The following is a 17,681-nucleotide window of genomic DNA, read 5'->3' as shown; positions in this document are numbered from 1 at the left end:
CCCCCCTCAAGATGAGATTTCCCAGTATGTAAGACCCCTTGTAGACGACGAGGTTGATAGGTTCGAGGTGGAAGTGCGGCAACGTATGCAGCTGACGAATACTAATCGGTCGAGGGCTTAACCTATTCCCATTAAAGTGATGAAGAGCTCCGAAGTGGACTCAAGTACTTTAACGGGGCCCAAAAGATCTAATATCTAGGGCAAAACCTAAGCATTCAACTTTACGCAAGTTTCGTATCTAGTCTTCAGGGAATAAATCCCTACTGTGGCGATCGTGGCGAAGGGGTTAACGCACTGGTTTGTGGATCCAGCATTCGTGGGTTCAAGTCCCATCGGTCGCCCTTTTCCCTTATCTTGTTGGGGATTAGCCAAGCGGTAAGGCAACGGACTTTGACTCCGTCATGCCTAGGTTCGAATCCTAGATCCCCAGTGTATCTTCCTTTAAGCGGTCGTGGTGGAACGGCAGACACACCATCTTGAGGGGGTGGCGCTCACAAGGCGTGAGGGTTCAAATCCCTCCGACCGCATCCCAGTTTTACGAGAAAACCTTACAAATGTAAGGTTTTTTTGTTTTATAACAGAGTCACCAAATAACAAGAAACCTCCTATATCCAATTGCTGCTAATTGAGACTATCACTTTAAGGGACGACATTCGGAAAAACGGATATTTTACAAGTGATTAGGTCGAATTACGTTAAATTCCATATAAAATCACGAACAATAACCTTGATTAATTAAGGAATCCTATGTATTATTAGTATAGCTCGAAAAAATACAGATCAATTATTCCTCTTGAAGGTGATTTAATGTCCGTACCGGATGATTCGAATGAATACAAGAAGAAGCTGTGTCACCTGTATAACGAGATATCCAAAGAATTATTCGGTTTTGGTACAACCTTGCTGAAGGTTTCCTTGGATCAGAATATCATTACGTTTCATGCCAAGCATCGTCGGTCGCCCCGTTCAACGGCTTTAGAAGGAGAGGCTCCTACACTTAAACACGAGGTCGATTTTTACATGTCCTCCATTTACAAGAAGAGAATCCGGGAAAAGCTGGAGCAAGAACTAGGGTTGTCCATGGATGCGGTGTTAAGAGACTATGATCCACCGACGCAATGGGCCATCACGAACATTATTCTTAAACCAACTAAATAGTCTAGACCACGGTGTATCTCTTTTGATCTATCTTAAGGGCATACCCGCTTGTATATCACTTGATGTCTCTTTCCATTGTTTACGATGAAAAGTGCTCTTGTTAGAAGTTATCTTCTATCAAGGGCACTTTTCTATTTTTTTTAGGTCTTAGCAAGAGCGCGGCATATATTTGTGAGCCCGTGTAGAATACTAGTAAAAATTTAACAAAGGGATTTGCGCTACAAATTATATATATGATATTGGGAGGATGTTAACGATGAAACAAAAAATGCTTCGAGGTTTGATTTCTTTATCGGTAGTAGGACTGGCTTTGACGGGATGCGGTACCGCGCCTGCGAAAGATCAGGGGAATACGGGGGCCGCAACAGCTTCACCTGCTGGAGCGTCAGGGGAACCTACACAATTGGTTATTTCCACTTGGGGCTTTTCCGATGATTTCTTTAAGAAAGAAGTCTATGCGCCTTTTGAGAAAGAGCATAATGTGAAGATTGTTTTGGAAATCGGCAATAACTCCGAGCGTTTAAACAAAGTGAAACAAGGCAGTTCAAAAGTGGATCTTATCTATTTATCCGACTACTATGCACAGCAAGGAATTGATGCAGGACTTTTTGAAAAAATCGACCGCAGCCGTATTCCGAATTTAAAAGATATCTACGATATTGCGAAAGCACCGCTTGGTGAAGATTACGGTCCTGCCTATACCGTTGGCCGATTCGGAATTGCCTATAATCCGAAAGCAGTCGGTAAAGAGATCACGTCGTGGAGCGATCTGTGGAGCCCTGAGCTCTCCAAGAAGCTGACGCTGCCAAACATTACGTCTACGACAGGTCCAATGGTGCTGGATGCAGCGTCACTGGTTTCCGGTAATGCAAAATTCAACGAGGATCAAGCTTTCACCAAGGTGAAGGAGTTGAATAAAGGAGTCGTCAAGTACTATGGACAAACTTCTGAATTCGTTAATATGTTCGCGCAAGGAGAAATTGCTGCAGGTCCGATCATGGAGATGTATGTGAAGGATTTGAAAGCTGCTGTACCGGATACGAAGTTCATTTCCCCGAAAGAAGGGGCATATGCCGTAATGAACACGGTCAACGTTATTAAAGGAAGCAAAAATAAGCAGCTAGCGGAAGATTTCATCAACTGGCATTTGAGCAAAGAAGTACAAGAGAAATCTGCAAAAGCAAAAGTGGATTCACCAGTAAACACGACGTTGCAACTCTCAGCTGATGAAGCGCAGGGGATTACGTATGGCGCAGATGTTGTAAACAAACTGATTAAAATGGATATGAAATTCGTGAATGAGCATCTTAAATCGTGGATTGACCGTTGGAACAAGGAAGTTGCTCAATAATATAAAATTGGACAAGGGTATATGCTTGTGTGTATACCTTTGTTTTCTTAAAAGGACCTGAAAGGGGGCTTGGTTATGAAAAAGAAAGTCATCCTCGACGTGGATACAGGGATCGATGATGCGTTAGGCATCCTGCTTGCTGTACGAAGCGGAGAAATGGACGTACTAGGCATCACTACGGTGAATGGAAACGTATCGCTGGAGCAAGCGACCAAGAATACATGCAAAATTCTCCAATTACTGGAGAAAGAGCATGAGATTCGTGTCGTTCAAGGCGCGAATAAACCTTTGATGCGCCCAACTTTTTTTGAGCACCGCGTCCATGGTAAGGATGGGCTTGGCGGGGCATTACTTGACATGCCGCTTCATGTAGAGGCTGCGGACGGGCATGCAGTTGATTTCATCGTGGATCAAGTGAAACAGCATGCGGGAGAGGTCACTTTGGTCATGACGGCTCCACTGACGAATCTAGCTTTGGCGGTTATGAAGTATCCTGAGCTGGTTCATCAGGTGAAAGAAGTGGTTGTGATGGGCGGTGTTGTCCAAGGGTTCGGCAATGTGACGCCTACAGCGGAGTTCAACATGTACGTCGATCCAGAAGCGGCTAAAATTGTATTCCAGGCAGGTTTTCCAAACCTGACGCTTGTCGGGTTGGACGTAACAAGGAAAGCGCTGCTGACAGATGACCATATCCGTGCACTCGGAGACTCGCCGATAGCCCGATATGTGAAGGAGAGCACTGCGGAATATATGGAGCGTTACTATGAACGAAATGGTGTTAGAGCTTGTGCGCTACATGATCCTCTTGCTGTCGGAGTAGCTCTAAATAAACAGCTGGTCACTACCCGCGAGTACTACGTCGATGTAGAAACCAAAAGTGAGCTATGCGATGGGCAAACGGTATGCGATTTCCAGAATCGCTTGTCCAAAGCGGCCAACGTGCACGTATGCACCGAGGTTGCGGCTGACGAATTTCTCGAACTTTTTATCCGCACGCTACGTGCATAGCGAACCAAGGAACAGGAGTATAGCTGCATGAAAAAAACGTACTTATTATTACTATTGCTGCCAGGCGTATTATTCCTGACGGTTTTCATGGTAGTTCCGATCCTTCTTACGATAGGTTCGACCTTTTTCGATAAAGGAACATTTACCTTTGCAGGGTATTTAAATTTTTTCAAAGACCCCTACTTTCTCAAAATTGTGTGGACGACGCTGCGTGTCAGCTTGGTAACCACGATTCTCTGTATCATCCTGGGGTTCCCGGTAGCCTACTTTATATCCAAACAAGGACCGAGACAGAAGGCAATTTTGCTTGCACTGGCCATTTTTCCACTGCTGACAAGCTCTGTCGTTAGGTCGTTCAGCTGGATGATTATTTTAGGTAAAAAAGGTTTACTCAACAACGCCCTTATCGCGATCGGTCTCATTAAGGAACCACTGGATATTTTGTACACGCCGGCGGCCATGATGATCGGTCTCATCCATTTGTTTTTACCGCTCATCCTTATTACGTTGGTCGGTGTTCTTGAGAATATAGATCCGGATCTGATCAAAGCAGCGGAGAGCTTGGGAGCTAACCGATTTAAAGCCTTCGTGAAGGTCATTGTCCCACTCAGCGTTCCCGGATTAATCATAGGAAGTATTCTTGTTTTTGTCGGCAGTTTGACGGCATATACAACGCCTGCTTTGCTCGGTGGCAAACAGCGGGTTATCTCCACTTTCCTTTATCAGAATGCGATTACGCTTAACGACTGGCATCTAGCCTCCGTCATAGCCGTGATTATGATCGTGATCACCTTCGTCGTCATCGCGCTTATGAATAAACTGGCGACTAAATTAAATCCGAAGGGGTAGAAGTATGCGGGAAAAGAATCGAGGGCTGGCGTTTTTCACCCTTCTTGTCTATATTTTCTTGCTCGGGCCGCTCGTTATTATAGCATTTGCTTCATTTGAGCCAGGGAGTGTACTGAAATTCCCACCGACAGGATTTTCGTTGAAATGGTACCGCAACATTTGGGAAGTTAAGATGTTCATGACGACCGCGGGCACCTCTATTATTGTATCTCTGATCGGTAATTTGTTTGCTTTGCTGCTTGGAATTCCAGCGGCGTACGCGTTGAGCCGGTTTATGTTTAAAGGGAAAGAGGCGCTGAATGCCGTTTTTATTTCCCCTGTACTGATTCCCGGTATCGTCCTTGGTTTTACGATGCTGAGGTATCTTATCGTCACGTATAACCTTCCGATCTATGCAGCTCTGCTGATTGGGCATACGGTGATCATGCTTCCTTTCATTATCCGCGTCGTTGCATCAAGCTTATCGAACTTCGATTTCGCGGTAGAGGAAGCTGCTTTAAGTCTTGGCGCCGGACGGCTGAAAACTTTCTTTAAAGTGGTATTGCCTAACATTAAATCAGGTATTATTGCAGCTGTTCTGATCGCGTTTTTGGAATCTTTTAATAATGTCGACATCTCGGTCTTTATGACGGGTCCTGGCATCAGCACGCTGCCTATTCAGATGCTGACGTACGTGGAGAACCATTTTGACCCTACGATTGCTGCTATTTCTGTTTTACTAATGATTTTAACTGCGGTACTTATGTTCATCATTGAACGGTTGATGGGTTTATCCTACTTCACCAAACGATAACGGAGGCTTTCATCCATGGCATTGCTTACTTTGGAAAATATTTCGGTTGCCTACGACCAGCAATATATTTTGAAGGACTTCAATTTAAGTGTAGAAAAAGGAAATTTAATATCGCTTCTCGGTCCAAGCGGATGCGGGAAAACGACGACCTTGCGGCTTATCGCCGGCTTTCTGGAAGCTAAATCAGGCAAATTCGCTTTAAATGGGAAGGACTATACGCGCATTCCCGTCAGCAAGCGTAACTTCGGCTTCGTTTTCCAGAGTTATGCGCTGTTCCCTCACTTGTCCATTTACGATAATGTGGCCTTCGGTCTTCGTCTTCGGAAGGTAAGCGGAGCGGAGCTTGATCGGCGTGTTCGCAAAATTCTGGAAACGGTCAGCTTGTCCGGCTTCGAGAAGCGTTATCCGAAAGAACTTTCAGGCGGTCAAAGACAGCGGGTGGCCATTGCCCGGGCGTTAGTCATCGAACCTGAGCTGCTGCTTTTCGACGAGCCCCTAAGCAATCTGGACGCTAATCTGCGCATCAATATGCGTGTGGAGATTCGCCGTATTCAACAGGAGCTTGGTATTACTACCGTCTATGTATCCCATGATCAGGAAGAGTGCTTCTCTATTTCAGATCAGGTGGCCATTATGAATAAAGGCATTATTGAGCAGCTGGGCGCTCCGGCAACTATTTTCAAATATCCCAAAACGGAGTTCGTAGCTCGTTTTATTGGTTTCACGAATTTTATCACCTTTGACACCAGATATGATGAAAATGAAGTGATTGCTCTGAAAGTGAAAGATCATATGTTCACTGTAACCAAACATGCCAGTAAGGGAGAGCAGGTCGGGATGCAAGGCGCTATTCGTCCAGATGATGTCCTTCTAGGTATGCCGGGAGAGATCGAGGAAGGTCCCAATGTAGTGACAGGACGTGTGAAAGTGAGCACCTTCTTAGGTAGAAGCTATCAATACGTCGTTCAGACGATGCTCGGAGACATTACGGTCAATAAAGAAATGGAATTCCCGTATCCGAGCGGTCAAGAGGTTCGGCTTCATTTTCCAAGCGAGAAATTGGTTCTAGTAGAGTAGTGTACTTGGAGGTAAAGGCATATGCAGGTTGATTTACTGATCGAAAATGTAAAGATTTATAATAGCTATTTTAAAACATTCATTGAAGGTAATGCAGCCATTCTGAATGGCAAGTTTCTATATATCGGTAATAAAGGTACGGAAAGCTTTGCTGCTGCCGAACGTCTGGACGGGCAAGGGCGCTACATGATTCCAGGGCTCATCGACATCCATCTGCACATCGAAAGCACAATGGTTACACCGGAGACGTTCTCCTACGGCCTTATTCGCAACGGTGTGACGACGATTGTTCCGGAGCCGCATGAAATTGCTAATGTTTTCGGACTTGACGGGGTCAAAGAATTCATCAAAGCGAGCCAGAATTGTGTAGCGGACATGTTCTATGCCCTTCCAAGTTCGGTTCCTGCCACATCGATGGAAACGTCCGGCGGTTCGATTGAAATCGAGGATATGGATGAACTGCTGCGGACGGAGCGGATTATCTGCTTAGGTGAAATTATGAATTTCGTGGATGTCATAACCGATCCGGACTGTAAAACAAATCAGATTATCAATCATATTCGCAAACACTATCCTCACCTTATTATTGAGGGGCATGTGCCGAAACTGCTGGATTTGGACTTGCATAAGATGATATACAGCGGAGTCGATTCCGATCACACGCATCAGACGATTGAGGGGATGGAAGCCAGGATCGCTGCGGGCATGTTCATTGAAATTCAAGAGAAATCAATGACACCTGAAGTGATGGATTATTTGATCGAGCATGAAGTGTCGGAGCACTTTTGCTTTGTTACCGACGATGTCATGGCGGACTCCTTCGAGCGGCGCGGTCACTTGAATCACATTGTGCGTAAAGCGATCGAGATGGGCATGAAGCCTGAGCATGCGATTTATGCCAGTACCCTTTCTCCAGCTAAAAGAATGCGGATGTATGATCGCGGTGTTATTGCACCGGGCAAAGTCGGCGATTTTCAGTTGATTTCTGATCTGGAGCTTCTGACAATTGACCAAGTGTTCAAGCACGGACGCAAGGTTTATGATGTTCGAGAGGCTTATACGTCAGTTACGAACGCACCTGCTTTTCCGCCGCATTATTATCGAAGCGTCCAGATGTCGCCGTTAGCAGAAGCGGATTTCTCAGTCAACGTAGACGTAGAAGACGGTTCTTATGACTGCCGTGTCATGATGGTGAAAAACGGATCTACCTTTACAGAGGAGCATCATACTGAGGTTCAAGTTAGTTCTGGTGAACTCATGTGGCAGGATAGCGGTAAAGGACTTATTGCTACTTTTGAACGCTATGGTAAAAACGGAAATCGCGCTTATGGTTTAATTGGCGGCGATACGATTAAACGAGGAGCTGTGGCGACGACGTACTCCCACGACAATCATAACTTACTTGTTGTCGGTCACAATCCTCAGGATATGATCATCGCGGCGAATGAAGTGATTCACAACCAGGGGGGCTTTAGCGTCGTAGAAGACGGTAAGGTCATCGCTTCTCTTAAGCTGCCTGTCGGCGGTATTTTAACGGAAGCCCCACTTGAGCAAGTAGCTAAGGAAGTAGAACAGCTGCGTAAAGCGATGGAATCGTTAGGCTACTGTCATTATAATCCTATTATGTCGATCAGCACGCATTCTCTACCTGTAAGTCCTGCTTTGAAGATTACCGACCATGGTCTAATCGACGTGAACAGCGGTAAAGTTGTCCCATTAATCGTCTCTACTTAATATAAAATCCCGCACTCATAATGAGGCGGGATTTTTTGTGTTTATTTCTTGTCGGCAAGCCAAGTAGCGAGAGATGAAATTTCATCATCAGATAACTTGCCTTTGAAGCTAGGCATTGCGCCTTTCCCGTTTGTTACTGTGGAAGCAACTTGATCCTTAGACAGTTTGCTGCCTACTTTTTGAAGATTAGGTCCTACGGCACCTTCCAAGTTGACGCCATGGCAGCTAACACAGTTGGCTTTGAACACAGCGGATGCTTCAACCTTCGTTGTAGTCCCTGTGCTCGCGGACGGGCTAGCTGACACAGATGGGCTAGCTGACACAGATGGGCTTGCAGAGGCGGCAGGGCTTGGTTTTGTTTCGCTCTTACCGCAAGCAGCTAAAGAACTGGCGAGCAGTAGAGAGAGGACTAATAACGTTTTCTTCATGTGAACTTCTCCTCATATACATAGGTTCAAGTGCAAGACAGCCACTTGTTGCATGCAAAATCTGCATAATGACTGTAAATTTACAATTCCCGAATTGCCAATTTTTCATTCAAAAATGAATAAGATAACGGATCTGAGCTCATGATATCCATAACTACCATAACTAACCTATTGTTCATAAAATTCCAAGGAGGCAATCAAATGGCTGAGAAAAATGTGGAAAATTCTCCTGACCAGTCGCGACGCAGTTTCCTGAAATATACCGGCACCGCCATTGGTGGAGTGGTGGTCGGAGGAGTGATTGGCAGTGCGATTTCCGGTGGATTTACCAAAAAGTCCACGACGCCAACCCCTTCGCCATCTCCATCGGCATCCCCGCAAGCTCAAGCCGGAATGGACTACAATAGAGCGCCTATGTTTTTCAATCAGGCTCAGCTGCAAATAACGGAAGCTGCGGCTGAACGCATTTTCCCCAAAGATGAAAGTGGTCCGGGGGCGACGGAGTTAGGGGTTGCCTTTTACATCGATCATCAGTTGGCAAGCCCATGGGGAGTGAATGCCCGCACGTATCGGACGGGTCCCTTTGTTAAAGGGGAAGCAACGCAAGGCGACTACTTAAGTATTCAACGCCACGAGTTGATTACGATGGGCCTGCAGAGCATGGAGGAAACGAGCAAGTCGAAATATACCAAATCCTTCGTGGAGCTGGCTCCTGAGGAACAGGATGCGATCCTGACTTCGATGGAAAAAGGCGAAATTAATGTGGTAAATGGCGTAACGGGTAAAACCTTTTTCAACCAATTCCGTGTGCTCGTGATGGAGGGCGTGTATTCAGACCCGCTATATGGGGGGAATAAGGATATGCAGGGTTGGAAGATGCGGAAATATCCAGGCAACCAAATGAGCTATACCAATATCATGGACAAGGATCAATTCGCTGTTATGGAACCGCGGAGCTTGCATGATCATTTTGTTCATTAAGTGTGAAATCCAATGAGGGAAGGGAATAAAGCACATGGCTACTAAAATGCCAAAAGTTCCGGTAGTTATTGTTGGAATGGGATGGGTCGGGGGCATCATTGCTGCCGAGCTGTCCAAGCAAGGAGTCAAGGTGGTTGGTTTGGAGCGCGGAAAGCCAAGAGACACCAAGGATTACTACATGGTACATGACGAGCTGCGATACGCCTCCAGATACGATCTGATGCAGGATCTATCCAAAGAAACGGTGACGTTCCGTAATACGGATAAAGTAGCGGCAGTCCCTATGCGAGAATATGGCTCCTTTTTGCTGGGTGAAGGGCTTGGCGGGTCGAGCATTCACTGGAATGGACAAACGTACCGGTTTCTTCCGTACGATTTTGAAATCTATAGCAAAACGGTCGAGAGGTACGGGAAGCAGAAAATACCAGAGGGAATGACCATCCAGGACTGGGGCATTACATATGACCAATTAGAACCTTATTTCGATAAATTTGAAAAGCTGGCTGGCATCTCCGGGGACCCGGATCAGAATCCGATGGTGGGCAAGCGTTCGAATCCTTTTCCAACCAAGGCCATGGTGAAAACGCCGATTCTGAAATTGTTCGAGGATGCGACGAAAAAATTGGGTTATCACCCCTATATGATGCCGTCTGCGAATCTGTCTGAACAATATACGAATCCGGACGGGATCACCAGAGCAGCATGCCAGTATTGCGGATATTGCGAGCGTTTCGGCTGTGAGTATGGAGCCAAAGCGGATGCTGTAGTCACAGTGCTGCCTGTTGCTCTGAAGTCGGGTAACTTTGAATTGCGCTCTTACTCGAATGTGATTCAAGTGTTAAATGACGGCAAAAAAGCTAGCGGCGTTGTGTACGTCAACACGGTTACAGGAGAACAGTTCGAGCAGCCTGCTGATGTGGTGATCATGGCCAGCTATGTGTTCAACAACATTAAGCTCCTGCTGACGTCCAAATTGGGTAAACCATATGATCCAGCCTCCGGTAAAGGAGTAATCGGTAAAAATTATTGCTACCAAACGAACGGCGGTTCGGCAACCGGATTTTTTGATGACAAAGAATTTAATCTATTTGCCGGTGCAGGGTCGCTTGGGATGGAGATTCCGGACTTTAATGGAGATAATTTTGACCACAGTAGTCTTAATTTCCTTCATGGAGCCGGTATTCGAATATCGCAAACCGGACAACGGCCAATTGCTACCAACTCCGTTCCGAAAGGCACGCCTGCTTGGGGGAAAGATTTTAAACAGAAATCGCTCAAATATGCGAACAGTGTTTTGGCTGTATCCCCGCAAGGATCAAGTTTGCCTTGGAAGCATCACTATGTAGATCTCGATCCTACTTATAAAGATGCCTATGGGCTCCCGCTGCCGCGAATTACGTTTGATTTTGAAGAACAGGATCGGCAGATGATCAAATTCGTGAGCGGTAAAGCCGCTGAAATTATGAAGGAAATGAATCCAACGAGCATTGGTTCATCGGATCAGCTCGGGCCTTATAATATCGTGCCTTACCAGTCCACGCATAACACAGGCGGTGTGATCATGGGCTCGGATCCTTCAACTTCAGCTGTTAATTCCTATTTGCAAATGTGGGATGCAGAAAATGTATTCGTTGTCGGAGCATCGGCATTCGCTCATAACAGCGGGTATAACCCGACAGGTACCGTTGGGGCCCTTGCGTATAGAGCCGTTGAAGGGATCGCGAAATATTTGAAACAAGGCGGAATGGTCGTTTAAACATGCTGCCGATAGGACCCTATAGATCGGAGGGATCAGATGGGGCAAGAAGATTTGATTTTGCATCTCACTGAGGTTCGCAAGCGGTTGATTATTGTTCTTGCTTGGTTTCTAGTTATGCTCTGCGCAGGGCTGTATCTTTCCAGTGACATCTTGCTGTATTTGAAAACGCAGCCTATGATCGGTGAGATTAAGTGGAATGTGTTCTCGTTTACAGATGGGCTGATGATTTATATGAAGTGCGCTTTTCTCTTCGCTTTATTGTTTACAGTGCCGGTGATGCTCTACCAATTGTGGGCATTCGTCAGGCCAGGGCTGACAGAAGCGGAGTCTAAGAGCGCTCTTCCCTACATCCCTGTGGCTTTTGCGCTTTTCATCATCGGGGTAGCGTTCAGCTACTGGGTCGTCTTCCCCATGATGGTTCGCTTTATGATGCGAATGAATCAAACGATTGGTGCGGTGGAAACGTATGGCATTGACCGGTATTTTGGGTTTCTGTTCCAAATCGTCTTCCCGATGGCGATCGCGTTTGAACTGCCTGTGATTCTTCTATTTCTGACCAAAATAGGACTTTTGACGCCGGAGCGCTTGAAAATGTCCAGGAAATACGCGTACATCGCTTTAACGATTACGGGTTCCTGCATTTCGCCGCCAGATATGGTTTCACATCTGTCGGTTACCGTTCCCTTGCTGCTGCTGTTTGAGATCAGTGCGTTGGCTTCCAACTGGCAGTGGAGAGCGATGAGGCAAAGCAGTCCGACCAATAGTTGAGGATGAAACAAACCAGTCTGATAAATAGCAAAGTTTTTATAAAAGGAGGAAACACATGTTTAACAATATTGGTGTATCAGGTTTAATCTTGATTTTGGCCATTGCTTTAATTGTCTTCGGCCCGTCCAAATTGCCGCAGCTTGGAAGAGCATTTGGCGATACGCTTCGGGAGTTCCGCAATTCAACGCGCAATATTATGGATGAGGGCGAACGTGAGCATCTGATTGAAAATGAGGGGAAGAAGCCTTTTTGAGATGGTGCGTCGTAGGGAGGGAACTATGGTCCCTTATTTTGATGAAATGGAACATTTCTCATGAAGTAGGGGAACTACGATCCTCTATTTTATCAATATCATCTGAAAAATAGGCCTGGGGGACAAATAAGAGCCTGTAGTTCCGCGTAGAAAGGAAACAGCTCTTTTTGCTCCAAATAAGGGACTCTAGTTCCCTTGTATATGTTGATGTTCGCTTAAAGGACCGTCAGGAGGATGTAGAATCCCTGACGGTTTTTCTTATGTTCTAAATTGTCGTTACCTTCCTGTAATTCCACGCTGAGTTCTATAATGCTATTCTGTTCAATGAGTATGTGATGGTTATGGCAGACGAGCAAAATGGTGTGTGGTGGACTTGTAAAGGTGTACGACGATATTGTGGTTGTCGCTGCCTCTGTAGTGCCAAATGATGTGACTCAACTGAACGTATCTCCCGCAACAAAACCTCGACACTCCGCGAAGGAAGGTCGAGGTTTTGTTTATTCATGGGATTATCCCGGCAAATCCTTCTTATTCGCTTGTTTCACAGCTGTATTTCCAAGCTGCAGGAACAAGTTTATCGTAAAGAGGATAATGCCAATAACGACAAGCAAGGAGCTGACAATGACAAGCGGGAGCATGGCGGAATTGCCGGAGATAATCTCAATCGCGAGTCCACCCTGCATGAGAGGCAAGCCAATATTATGCAACCAGAAGTGAAGCTTTGCAAGGCGCGTTTCTGCTGCATGCGGGTAGAAGTGATAGATGAGACCGAAGATCGCCATCGATACCCAACCTAGCAAATTCAAGTGCGCATGGACCGAGGCCAGTCTAAAATCTTGAATAATGCCCATCAACATTCCGAGTAGAACAGCGAGCGTGATGTAAATCGCAGCAATTTTCAAAAAAGTCTTAGCCATTCAGCGAATCCCCTCCCAATTTTTACTTCACACTTATTGTATGTTATATACAACGAAATACAAGGCACGAGGAATCAAATTGGATTAAATATTTTATTAAAGGGATTAGACGGCGAATTGTTATAAAATAAATTAAATTTTTGGTATTGTTTCACATATAATTTCATTATTTATATAATATATTGTAAATAACTTTAATGTAGTAATACATTGATGGGTATGATGAAGGGGGAGAACGTTATGAGCAGCTTGGCATCTTCGATGGAGTTCGAGAGTAAAAAGGTTTCACGCCACCGCACCTATGACTTCCAGAGAGTTATGGCGAATCGGCAGGAACGAAGAGAACACGAGGAATGTGGAGAAACAGCTTTTTATCCCTTGTCACCAGTAGCTTTGGCATTTTATTATGGATTTGATTATGACACAGAGCCTGCCGGTTAATCGGCAGGTTTTTATATTGTGCTGCGGCTGATGGAGACTTTTTAAGAATCAGGTGATCTGCTTACTTTTTCCAGTTGAATGGACTATACTTATTTTAATGTTATAGCACAGTTCAGCGAGGTGTGAACGATGAGCACAGGCCATTCGGAGCTGCATACGAAGCATGAACAAATTACGAAATATATTGAATCTTTGCCTGTCGGCACCAAGCTGTCTGTTCGGCAAATTGCTCAAGATTTGGATGTGAGCGAAGGAACGGCTTATCGGGCCATTAAAGAGGCGGAAAATATCGGACTAGTCAGCACCAAACGTCGGATTGGTACGATACGTATGGAGAAAAAAGAGGAGCCAGTCATCGATAAGCTAACGTTCGCAGAAATCGTGAATGTAGTAGAAGGCGTTGTGCTTGGAGGATCGACCGGCATACATAAGTCACTGAACAAATTCGTAATAGGCGCTATGCAGCTGGAAGCGATGCTGAAATACATTGAAGCGGGCAACTTGCTAATTGTCGGTAATCGTGTGCAGGCCCATATGTGCGCACTTGGCCAAGGGGCCGGGGTGCTGATTACGGGCGGGTTCGATACGACGCCTGAAGTCAAAGAGCTGGCCGATGAACTTCATCTGCCGATTATCGGAAGTTCTTTTGATACGTTCACGGTGGCTACGATGATTAATCGCGCGATGGAAGATAGGCTGATTAAGAAGAAGATACTGATGGTCGGTGACATCATGCGCAAAGACAGCACGATTTACTCCCTGGAAGGAACGGACACCGTCAAAGATATGCAAAAGCTTGCGGAGAAAACCATGCACACGCGATACCCGGTTATCGACGGCAAAAAGGTGCCCATTGGGATAATTACTACCAAGGATATTGTGGGTGCAAAGCCGAACCAACTCATCAGCAGCTTAATGACGCCGAATCCGCTCATGATTAATTTGAAAACATCGGTCGCTTCAGCAGGGCACATGATGGTATGGGAAGGGATTGAACTACTGCCTGTTATTGATAACGAGCGGAAAATGATCGGCGTCATTAGCCGCAAAGATGTCATGAAAGCAATGCAGCATATGCAGCAGCAGCCCCAGAACGCAGAGACTTTCGAGGTGCAGATCTATGCAGGGATCGACGAAGTACGCGATGCCGAAGGCAAGTTGTCTTTCAGAGGGACGATTACGCCTCAAATGACGAACTTCGAAGGTTTGGTATCGGAAGGGGTGCTCACCACGATTATGATTCGTGCAGCTTATCGCACGGTGAAGGAGCATAAGAAGGGCGATCTTATTCTGGATAGCTCATCCTGTTATTTTCTGATTCCGCTGCAAATGGACGAGGTCTTTGAAATTGTGCCGACAATTGTGGAAATGACACGCCGATTCTGTAAAATTGATATGGAAATCACGGCGAATGGAGCCAGGGTGGCCAGATCGATGTTTACGGCACGCATCCTTTAAAATTGGCTTAAAAAATAAGGAGGACATGCACATGATTGCTTCGATTAATAAAAAGGATAACGGGTTTATCGCACAGTACGATCGTCCGCTTGGGCATGCTGTCAGCGAGGTTTGGGCAGCCCTTACCGATAATGAGCTTCTAGTTAAATGGATGACCAATCTTCAAGCCGATGATCTGCGCAAAGGTGGCCATATGAAATTTGATATGAAGGATGGCTCGGGTACTTTGATTGATATGGAGATTACCGATTATGAGCCGCTTTCCGTGTTGGAATTCACGTGGGGGAAGGATCGTGTCCGGTTTGAAGTTTCGGCAAGATCAAAAGGTTCTTTGCTTGTTTTAAAAGAATTCATTGGCACGTTGACGGACCATACGCCAAAGGACTTAGCCGGCTGGCATGTTTGTCTGGACATGATGTCTGCGCTGCTGGATGGGCAAGCGATCGAATTTCCGATGGATGAGTGGAAGAAATGGTACGAGCAGTATGGTGAGCTGGTGAAACAGGTCGGTTGATAGGAAAAGTTAGTTCCCATTGAGTGGTTGAAAAGCCGTTTTCGCAGGAAATAGCGGACTATAGTAGTTTTGAGTGGAAAATTTTTCATAATAATCGCATAGAAAAGAGGCTGCTCATAGGTCGGTGTAGACCCTATAAGACAGCCTCTTTGTTTCGTTTCGGCTATTTGCTAGCGGAGACGGTTTCGATTTCTTTCACGCTTTGGTAGATGAGGTTGAACAGCTCTTCCAGGCTGCCTTCTTCAATACAGGAGAAAGCGACGCGAAGATCAGTCGCTCCAAGAGCGATAGTACCCACACCATGCTGATCCAGCAAGTGGACGCGCAAAGCCTCGGCATCAACTGTTTTGAGCTTCAGGCACATGAAGTAACCAGAGTTGAATGGGTAGTAGCCCCATGCATCGTCGAACTTGCCGGAGTCCAAAATGGACTTCGTACGGTTAGCACGGCCTTTCATGATCTCATATTTCTCTTGCTTCTGTTGATTAAACTCCGGGGAGTTAAGCGCATGAAGCACGAAAGTTTGCGATGGGTGAGGGCCGCTGGAAATCGTTGCACGGATGATTCCCATTGTTTTTTGTTCTAGTGCGCTAAGCAGCGCTTCGCTTTGGCCGGCATAAGTGACAAAACCAACGCGGAAGCCCCAGACGTATTCTTCTTTGGTAGCACCGTCAATTTTGACAGCGAGCACGCGCGGGTGAATGTCTGCTAATTTACCGAACAAGGACTCATGCAGGGACCCTTCGAAGAAAAGTCCGAAATAGGCATCGTCGGTCAATACAACAACATTGATTCCAGCTTCAGCTGCATCTTTGATCGCGGCAGCAATTTCATTTCCTTCTTCAGCCCCTGGCGTGTAGCCTGTCGGGTTGTTTGGGAAGTTCAAGACAACAATGGCTTTGCCTTTGGATTGTTGAGCCAGGAGCGCTTCGCGCAGGCCAGCGGCATTAAACTTCAGCTCCTCGTTGTAGAGCGGATAGTTCACAATTTTCGCGCCGCGGCGGATTTCGAAAGTGAGCTCGTAATTCTCCCAGTTTTTGTCTGGAATAATAACGGAGTCACCAACATCAGCAAAAAGGTCGGCTGCAATACTAAGACCATGCGTCAACGCATTCGTTACGATCGGGTTACCGATCAGTTTGCTGCCGATCTCAGGGTTTTCTTCGAGCATTTTTTTGCGCCATGCGCTGCGGAGCTCGGGCTTCCCGGCTGGCGGCGCGTATTCATATATATCTTTGGGTGCGTAGGTAGAGAGAGTATCTTGAATGACCTTCAAGTGCATCGGCTGACCGTTTTCGATTGCAATGCCAATCGTAGCATTGTATTTTTTGGCCTTTGCCTTGGCTTCAGCAGATTGGCTAAGAATGCCTTCTTTCGGGAAGTAAATCGATTTACCTAATGCAGAAAGCATGTCAAATACGTGAGAATTTTCACGTTCCAGGGTCTCGTTTAACTGTCGTGCCAGAGGATTCATAAGCATGGGTCATTCCTTCCAATGTGCTATTCATTTTTTGCAGTTATTATACCACTTTCCCTGGAGAACGTCACTGCGAGAAATAAATTTTTTTGGATAGATTTTTATTAGGATCTAAACGTTTACTCGATTTAAAAATCCTTCTAGACGCAGCTTCACATCTGCCCATTCGCGGGCAATGATACTGAACATCACCGTGTCCCGCACATAGCCGTCATGCAGCACACGATGTTGCCGAAGCGTGCCTTCTTTCTGGGCGCCTATACGAGTAATTGCCGCTTGGGAGCGCTCGTTTCTTAGGTCTGTTTTAAGCTGCACACGCAGGAGGTCTAAGGTTTCAAAGCAGTGCCGCAGCAGCAAGTACTTACACTCCGTATTGATTCTGGTTCGCCAAACACGTGGATTGTACCATGTATGACCGATCTCGACGTGCCGATTTGCAGCAGAGTAGTCGAAAAGGCGCGTGCTGCCGACAAAGCTGTCGGAGTGTTTGTCATATACGCTGAAGGGAATGCCCAAGCCGGCTTTTTGCTCATCCAGCGCTTGGCGGACAAATTGTTCAACGGCTGAAGGGTGAAGCAGCGGAGTCATGTAGGCAAAGATGGCAGGATCAGCCGCCGCCTCTACTAGAGCGCTAATGTGAGATTCCTGCATCGGCAGTAGAATAACTTGGGTACCTTCTAGTATGATTGGTTGGAAATTCATGGGCGTATACTCC

At 46.1% G+C, this 17,681-nt stretch carries 18 protein-coding genes, 3 tRNA genes and 1 rRNA gene; 18 read left to right on the top strand and 4 right to left on the bottom strand.

Annotated features, from left to right (window positions below; translation table 11 throughout):
- The 11 genes from RQP52_RS21375 to RQP52_RS21325 all read left to right on the top strand — a co-directional run.
- A 23S ribosomal RNA gene (locus RQP52_RS21375) occupies positions 1–125 on the top strand; the annotation flags it as partial.
- 143 nt (positions 126–268) lie between these two features.
- A tRNA-His gene (locus RQP52_RS21370) sits at positions 269–341 on the top strand.
- 17 nt (positions 342–358) lie between these two features.
- Positions 359–430 (top strand) — tRNA-Gln (locus RQP52_RS21365).
- Between the two features lie 15 nt (positions 431–445).
- A tRNA-Leu gene (locus RQP52_RS21360) sits at positions 446–527 on the top strand.
- A gap of 280 nt (positions 528–807) precedes the next feature.
- A complete protein-coding gene (locus RQP52_RS21355; protein WP_127456545.1) occupies positions 808–1,158 on the top strand; it encodes a DUF2294 domain-containing protein in 351 nt (116 codons plus the stop codon).
- A 256-nt stretch (positions 1,159–1,414) separates the two neighbouring features.
- Positions 1,415–2,509, top strand: a complete 1,095-nt coding sequence (locus RQP52_RS21350; protein ID WP_315953730.1) for an ABC transporter substrate-binding protein — start codon at positions 1,415–1,417, stop codon at positions 2,507–2,509.
- Positions 2,510–2,584: 75 nt separating this feature from the next.
- Complete coding sequence (locus RQP52_RS21345; protein ID WP_315953729.1) at positions 2,585–3,517, top strand: nucleoside hydrolase; 933 nt, start codon at positions 2,585–2,587, stop codon at positions 3,515–3,517.
- Between the two features lie 27 nt (positions 3,518–3,544).
- The gene (locus RQP52_RS21340; protein ID WP_145661882.1) at positions 3,545–4,366 is read left to right on the top strand and encodes an ABC transporter permease; all 822 of its coding nucleotides are present in this window, start codon (positions 3,545–3,547) and stop codon (positions 4,364–4,366) included.
- A gap of 4 nt (positions 4,367–4,370) precedes the next feature.
- Entirely contained in the window at positions 4,371–5,159 is a 789-nt protein-coding gene (locus RQP52_RS21335) for an ABC transporter permease (protein WP_315953728.1), read from the top strand.
- Positions 5,160–5,174: 15 nt separating this feature from the next.
- Positions 5,175–6,236 (top strand): ABC transporter ATP-binding protein, encoded by a 1,062-nt coding sequence (locus RQP52_RS21330; protein ID WP_315953727.1) that lies wholly within the window; start codon positions 5,175–5,177, stop codon positions 6,234–6,236.
- 21 nt (positions 6,237–6,257) lie between these two features.
- A complete protein-coding gene (locus RQP52_RS21325; protein WP_315953726.1) occupies positions 6,258–7,970 on the top strand; it encodes an adenine deaminase in 1,713 nt (570 codons plus the stop codon).
- A 41-nt stretch (positions 7,971–8,011) separates the two neighbouring features.
- Here RQP52_RS21325 and RQP52_RS21320 read toward each other — a convergent pair whose 3' ends face one another.
- Positions 8,012–8,398, bottom strand: coding sequence for a c-type cytochrome (locus RQP52_RS21320; RefSeq protein ID WP_315953725.1), 387 nt, complete (start codon positions 8,396–8,398; stop codon positions 8,012–8,014).
- 201 nt (positions 8,399–8,599) lie between these two features.
- On the opposite strand from RQP52_RS21320, the gene RQP52_RS21315 reads away from it, so the two are divergent.
- Genes RQP52_RS21315 through tatA form a run of 4 tightly spaced genes read left to right on the top strand, consistent with a single transcriptional unit; the run spans position 8,600 to position 12,159 of the window.
- Positions 8,600–9,379 (top strand): gluconate 2-dehydrogenase subunit 3 family protein, encoded by a 780-nt coding sequence (locus tag RQP52_RS21315; protein WP_315953724.1) that lies wholly within the window; start codon positions 8,600–8,602, stop codon positions 9,377–9,379.
- Positions 9,380–9,413: 34 nt separating this feature from the next.
- Entirely contained in the window at positions 9,414–11,135 is a 1,722-nt protein-coding gene (locus RQP52_RS21310) for a GMC family oxidoreductase (protein WP_315953723.1), read from the top strand.
- Between the two features lie 39 nt (positions 11,136–11,174).
- Entirely contained in the window at positions 11,175–11,906 is a 732-nt protein-coding gene (gene tatC / locus RQP52_RS21305; protein ID WP_315953722.1) for a twin-arginine translocase subunit TatC, read from the top strand.
- Positions 11,907–11,961: 55 nt separating this feature from the next.
- Positions 11,962–12,159: a twin-arginine translocase TatA/TatE family subunit gene (gene tatA / locus RQP52_RS21300; RefSeq protein WP_127456556.1), complete on the top strand. Its 198-nt coding sequence runs from the start codon at positions 11,962–11,964 to the stop codon at positions 12,157–12,159.
- A 509-nt stretch (positions 12,160–12,668) separates the two neighbouring features.
- On the opposite strand, the gene RQP52_RS21295 is transcribed toward tatA, so the two are convergent.
- Positions 12,669–13,076: a cytochrome-c oxidase gene (locus tag RQP52_RS21295; protein WP_315953721.1), complete on the bottom strand. Its 408-nt coding sequence runs from the start codon at positions 13,074–13,076 to the stop codon at positions 12,669–12,671.
- Positions 13,077–13,316: 240 nt separating this feature from the next.
- Here RQP52_RS21295 and RQP52_RS21290 point away from each other — a divergent pair, with 240 nt between their 5' ends.
- From RQP52_RS21290 to RQP52_RS21280, 3 genes are all read left to right on the top strand, one after another.
- Complete coding sequence (locus tag RQP52_RS21290; RefSeq protein WP_315953720.1) at positions 13,317–13,517, top strand: hypothetical protein; 201 nt, start codon at positions 13,317–13,319, stop codon at positions 13,515–13,517.
- Positions 13,518–13,646: 129 nt separating this feature from the next.
- Complete coding sequence (locus RQP52_RS21285) at positions 13,647–14,975, top strand: DRTGG domain-containing protein (protein WP_315953719.1); 1,329 nt, start codon at positions 13,647–13,649, stop codon at positions 14,973–14,975.
- Positions 14,976–15,006: 31 nt separating this feature from the next.
- A complete protein-coding gene (locus tag RQP52_RS21280) occupies positions 15,007–15,489 on the top strand; it encodes an SRPBCC family protein (RefSeq protein ID WP_315953718.1) in 483 nt (160 codons plus the stop codon).
- Between the two features lie 163 nt (positions 15,490–15,652).
- Here the strand turns inward: RQP52_RS21280 and RQP52_RS21275 are convergent, their stop codons facing one another.
- On the bottom strand, positions 15,653–16,963 hold the full coding sequence (locus tag RQP52_RS21275) for an aminotransferase class I/II-fold pyridoxal phosphate-dependent enzyme (protein WP_315953740.1): 1,311 nt from the start codon (positions 16,961–16,963) through the stop codon (positions 15,653–15,655).
- A gap of 114 nt (positions 16,964–17,077) precedes the next feature.
- Complete coding sequence (locus RQP52_RS21270) at positions 17,078–17,668, bottom strand: GNAT family N-acetyltransferase (RefSeq protein ID WP_315953717.1); 591 nt, start codon at positions 17,666–17,668, stop codon at positions 17,078–17,080.
- Between the last annotated feature and the right edge of the window lie 13 nt (positions 17,669–17,681).

Origin of the sequence: Paenibacillus violae, from assembly GCF_032461945.1 — a bacterium.
Lineage (GTDB): Bacteria > Bacillota > Bacilli > Paenibacillales > NBRC-103111 > Paenibacillus_E > Paenibacillus_E violae.
Note: the sequence above shows the minus strand (reverse complement) of the source record. Positions and strands in the feature narration are given on the sequence as shown.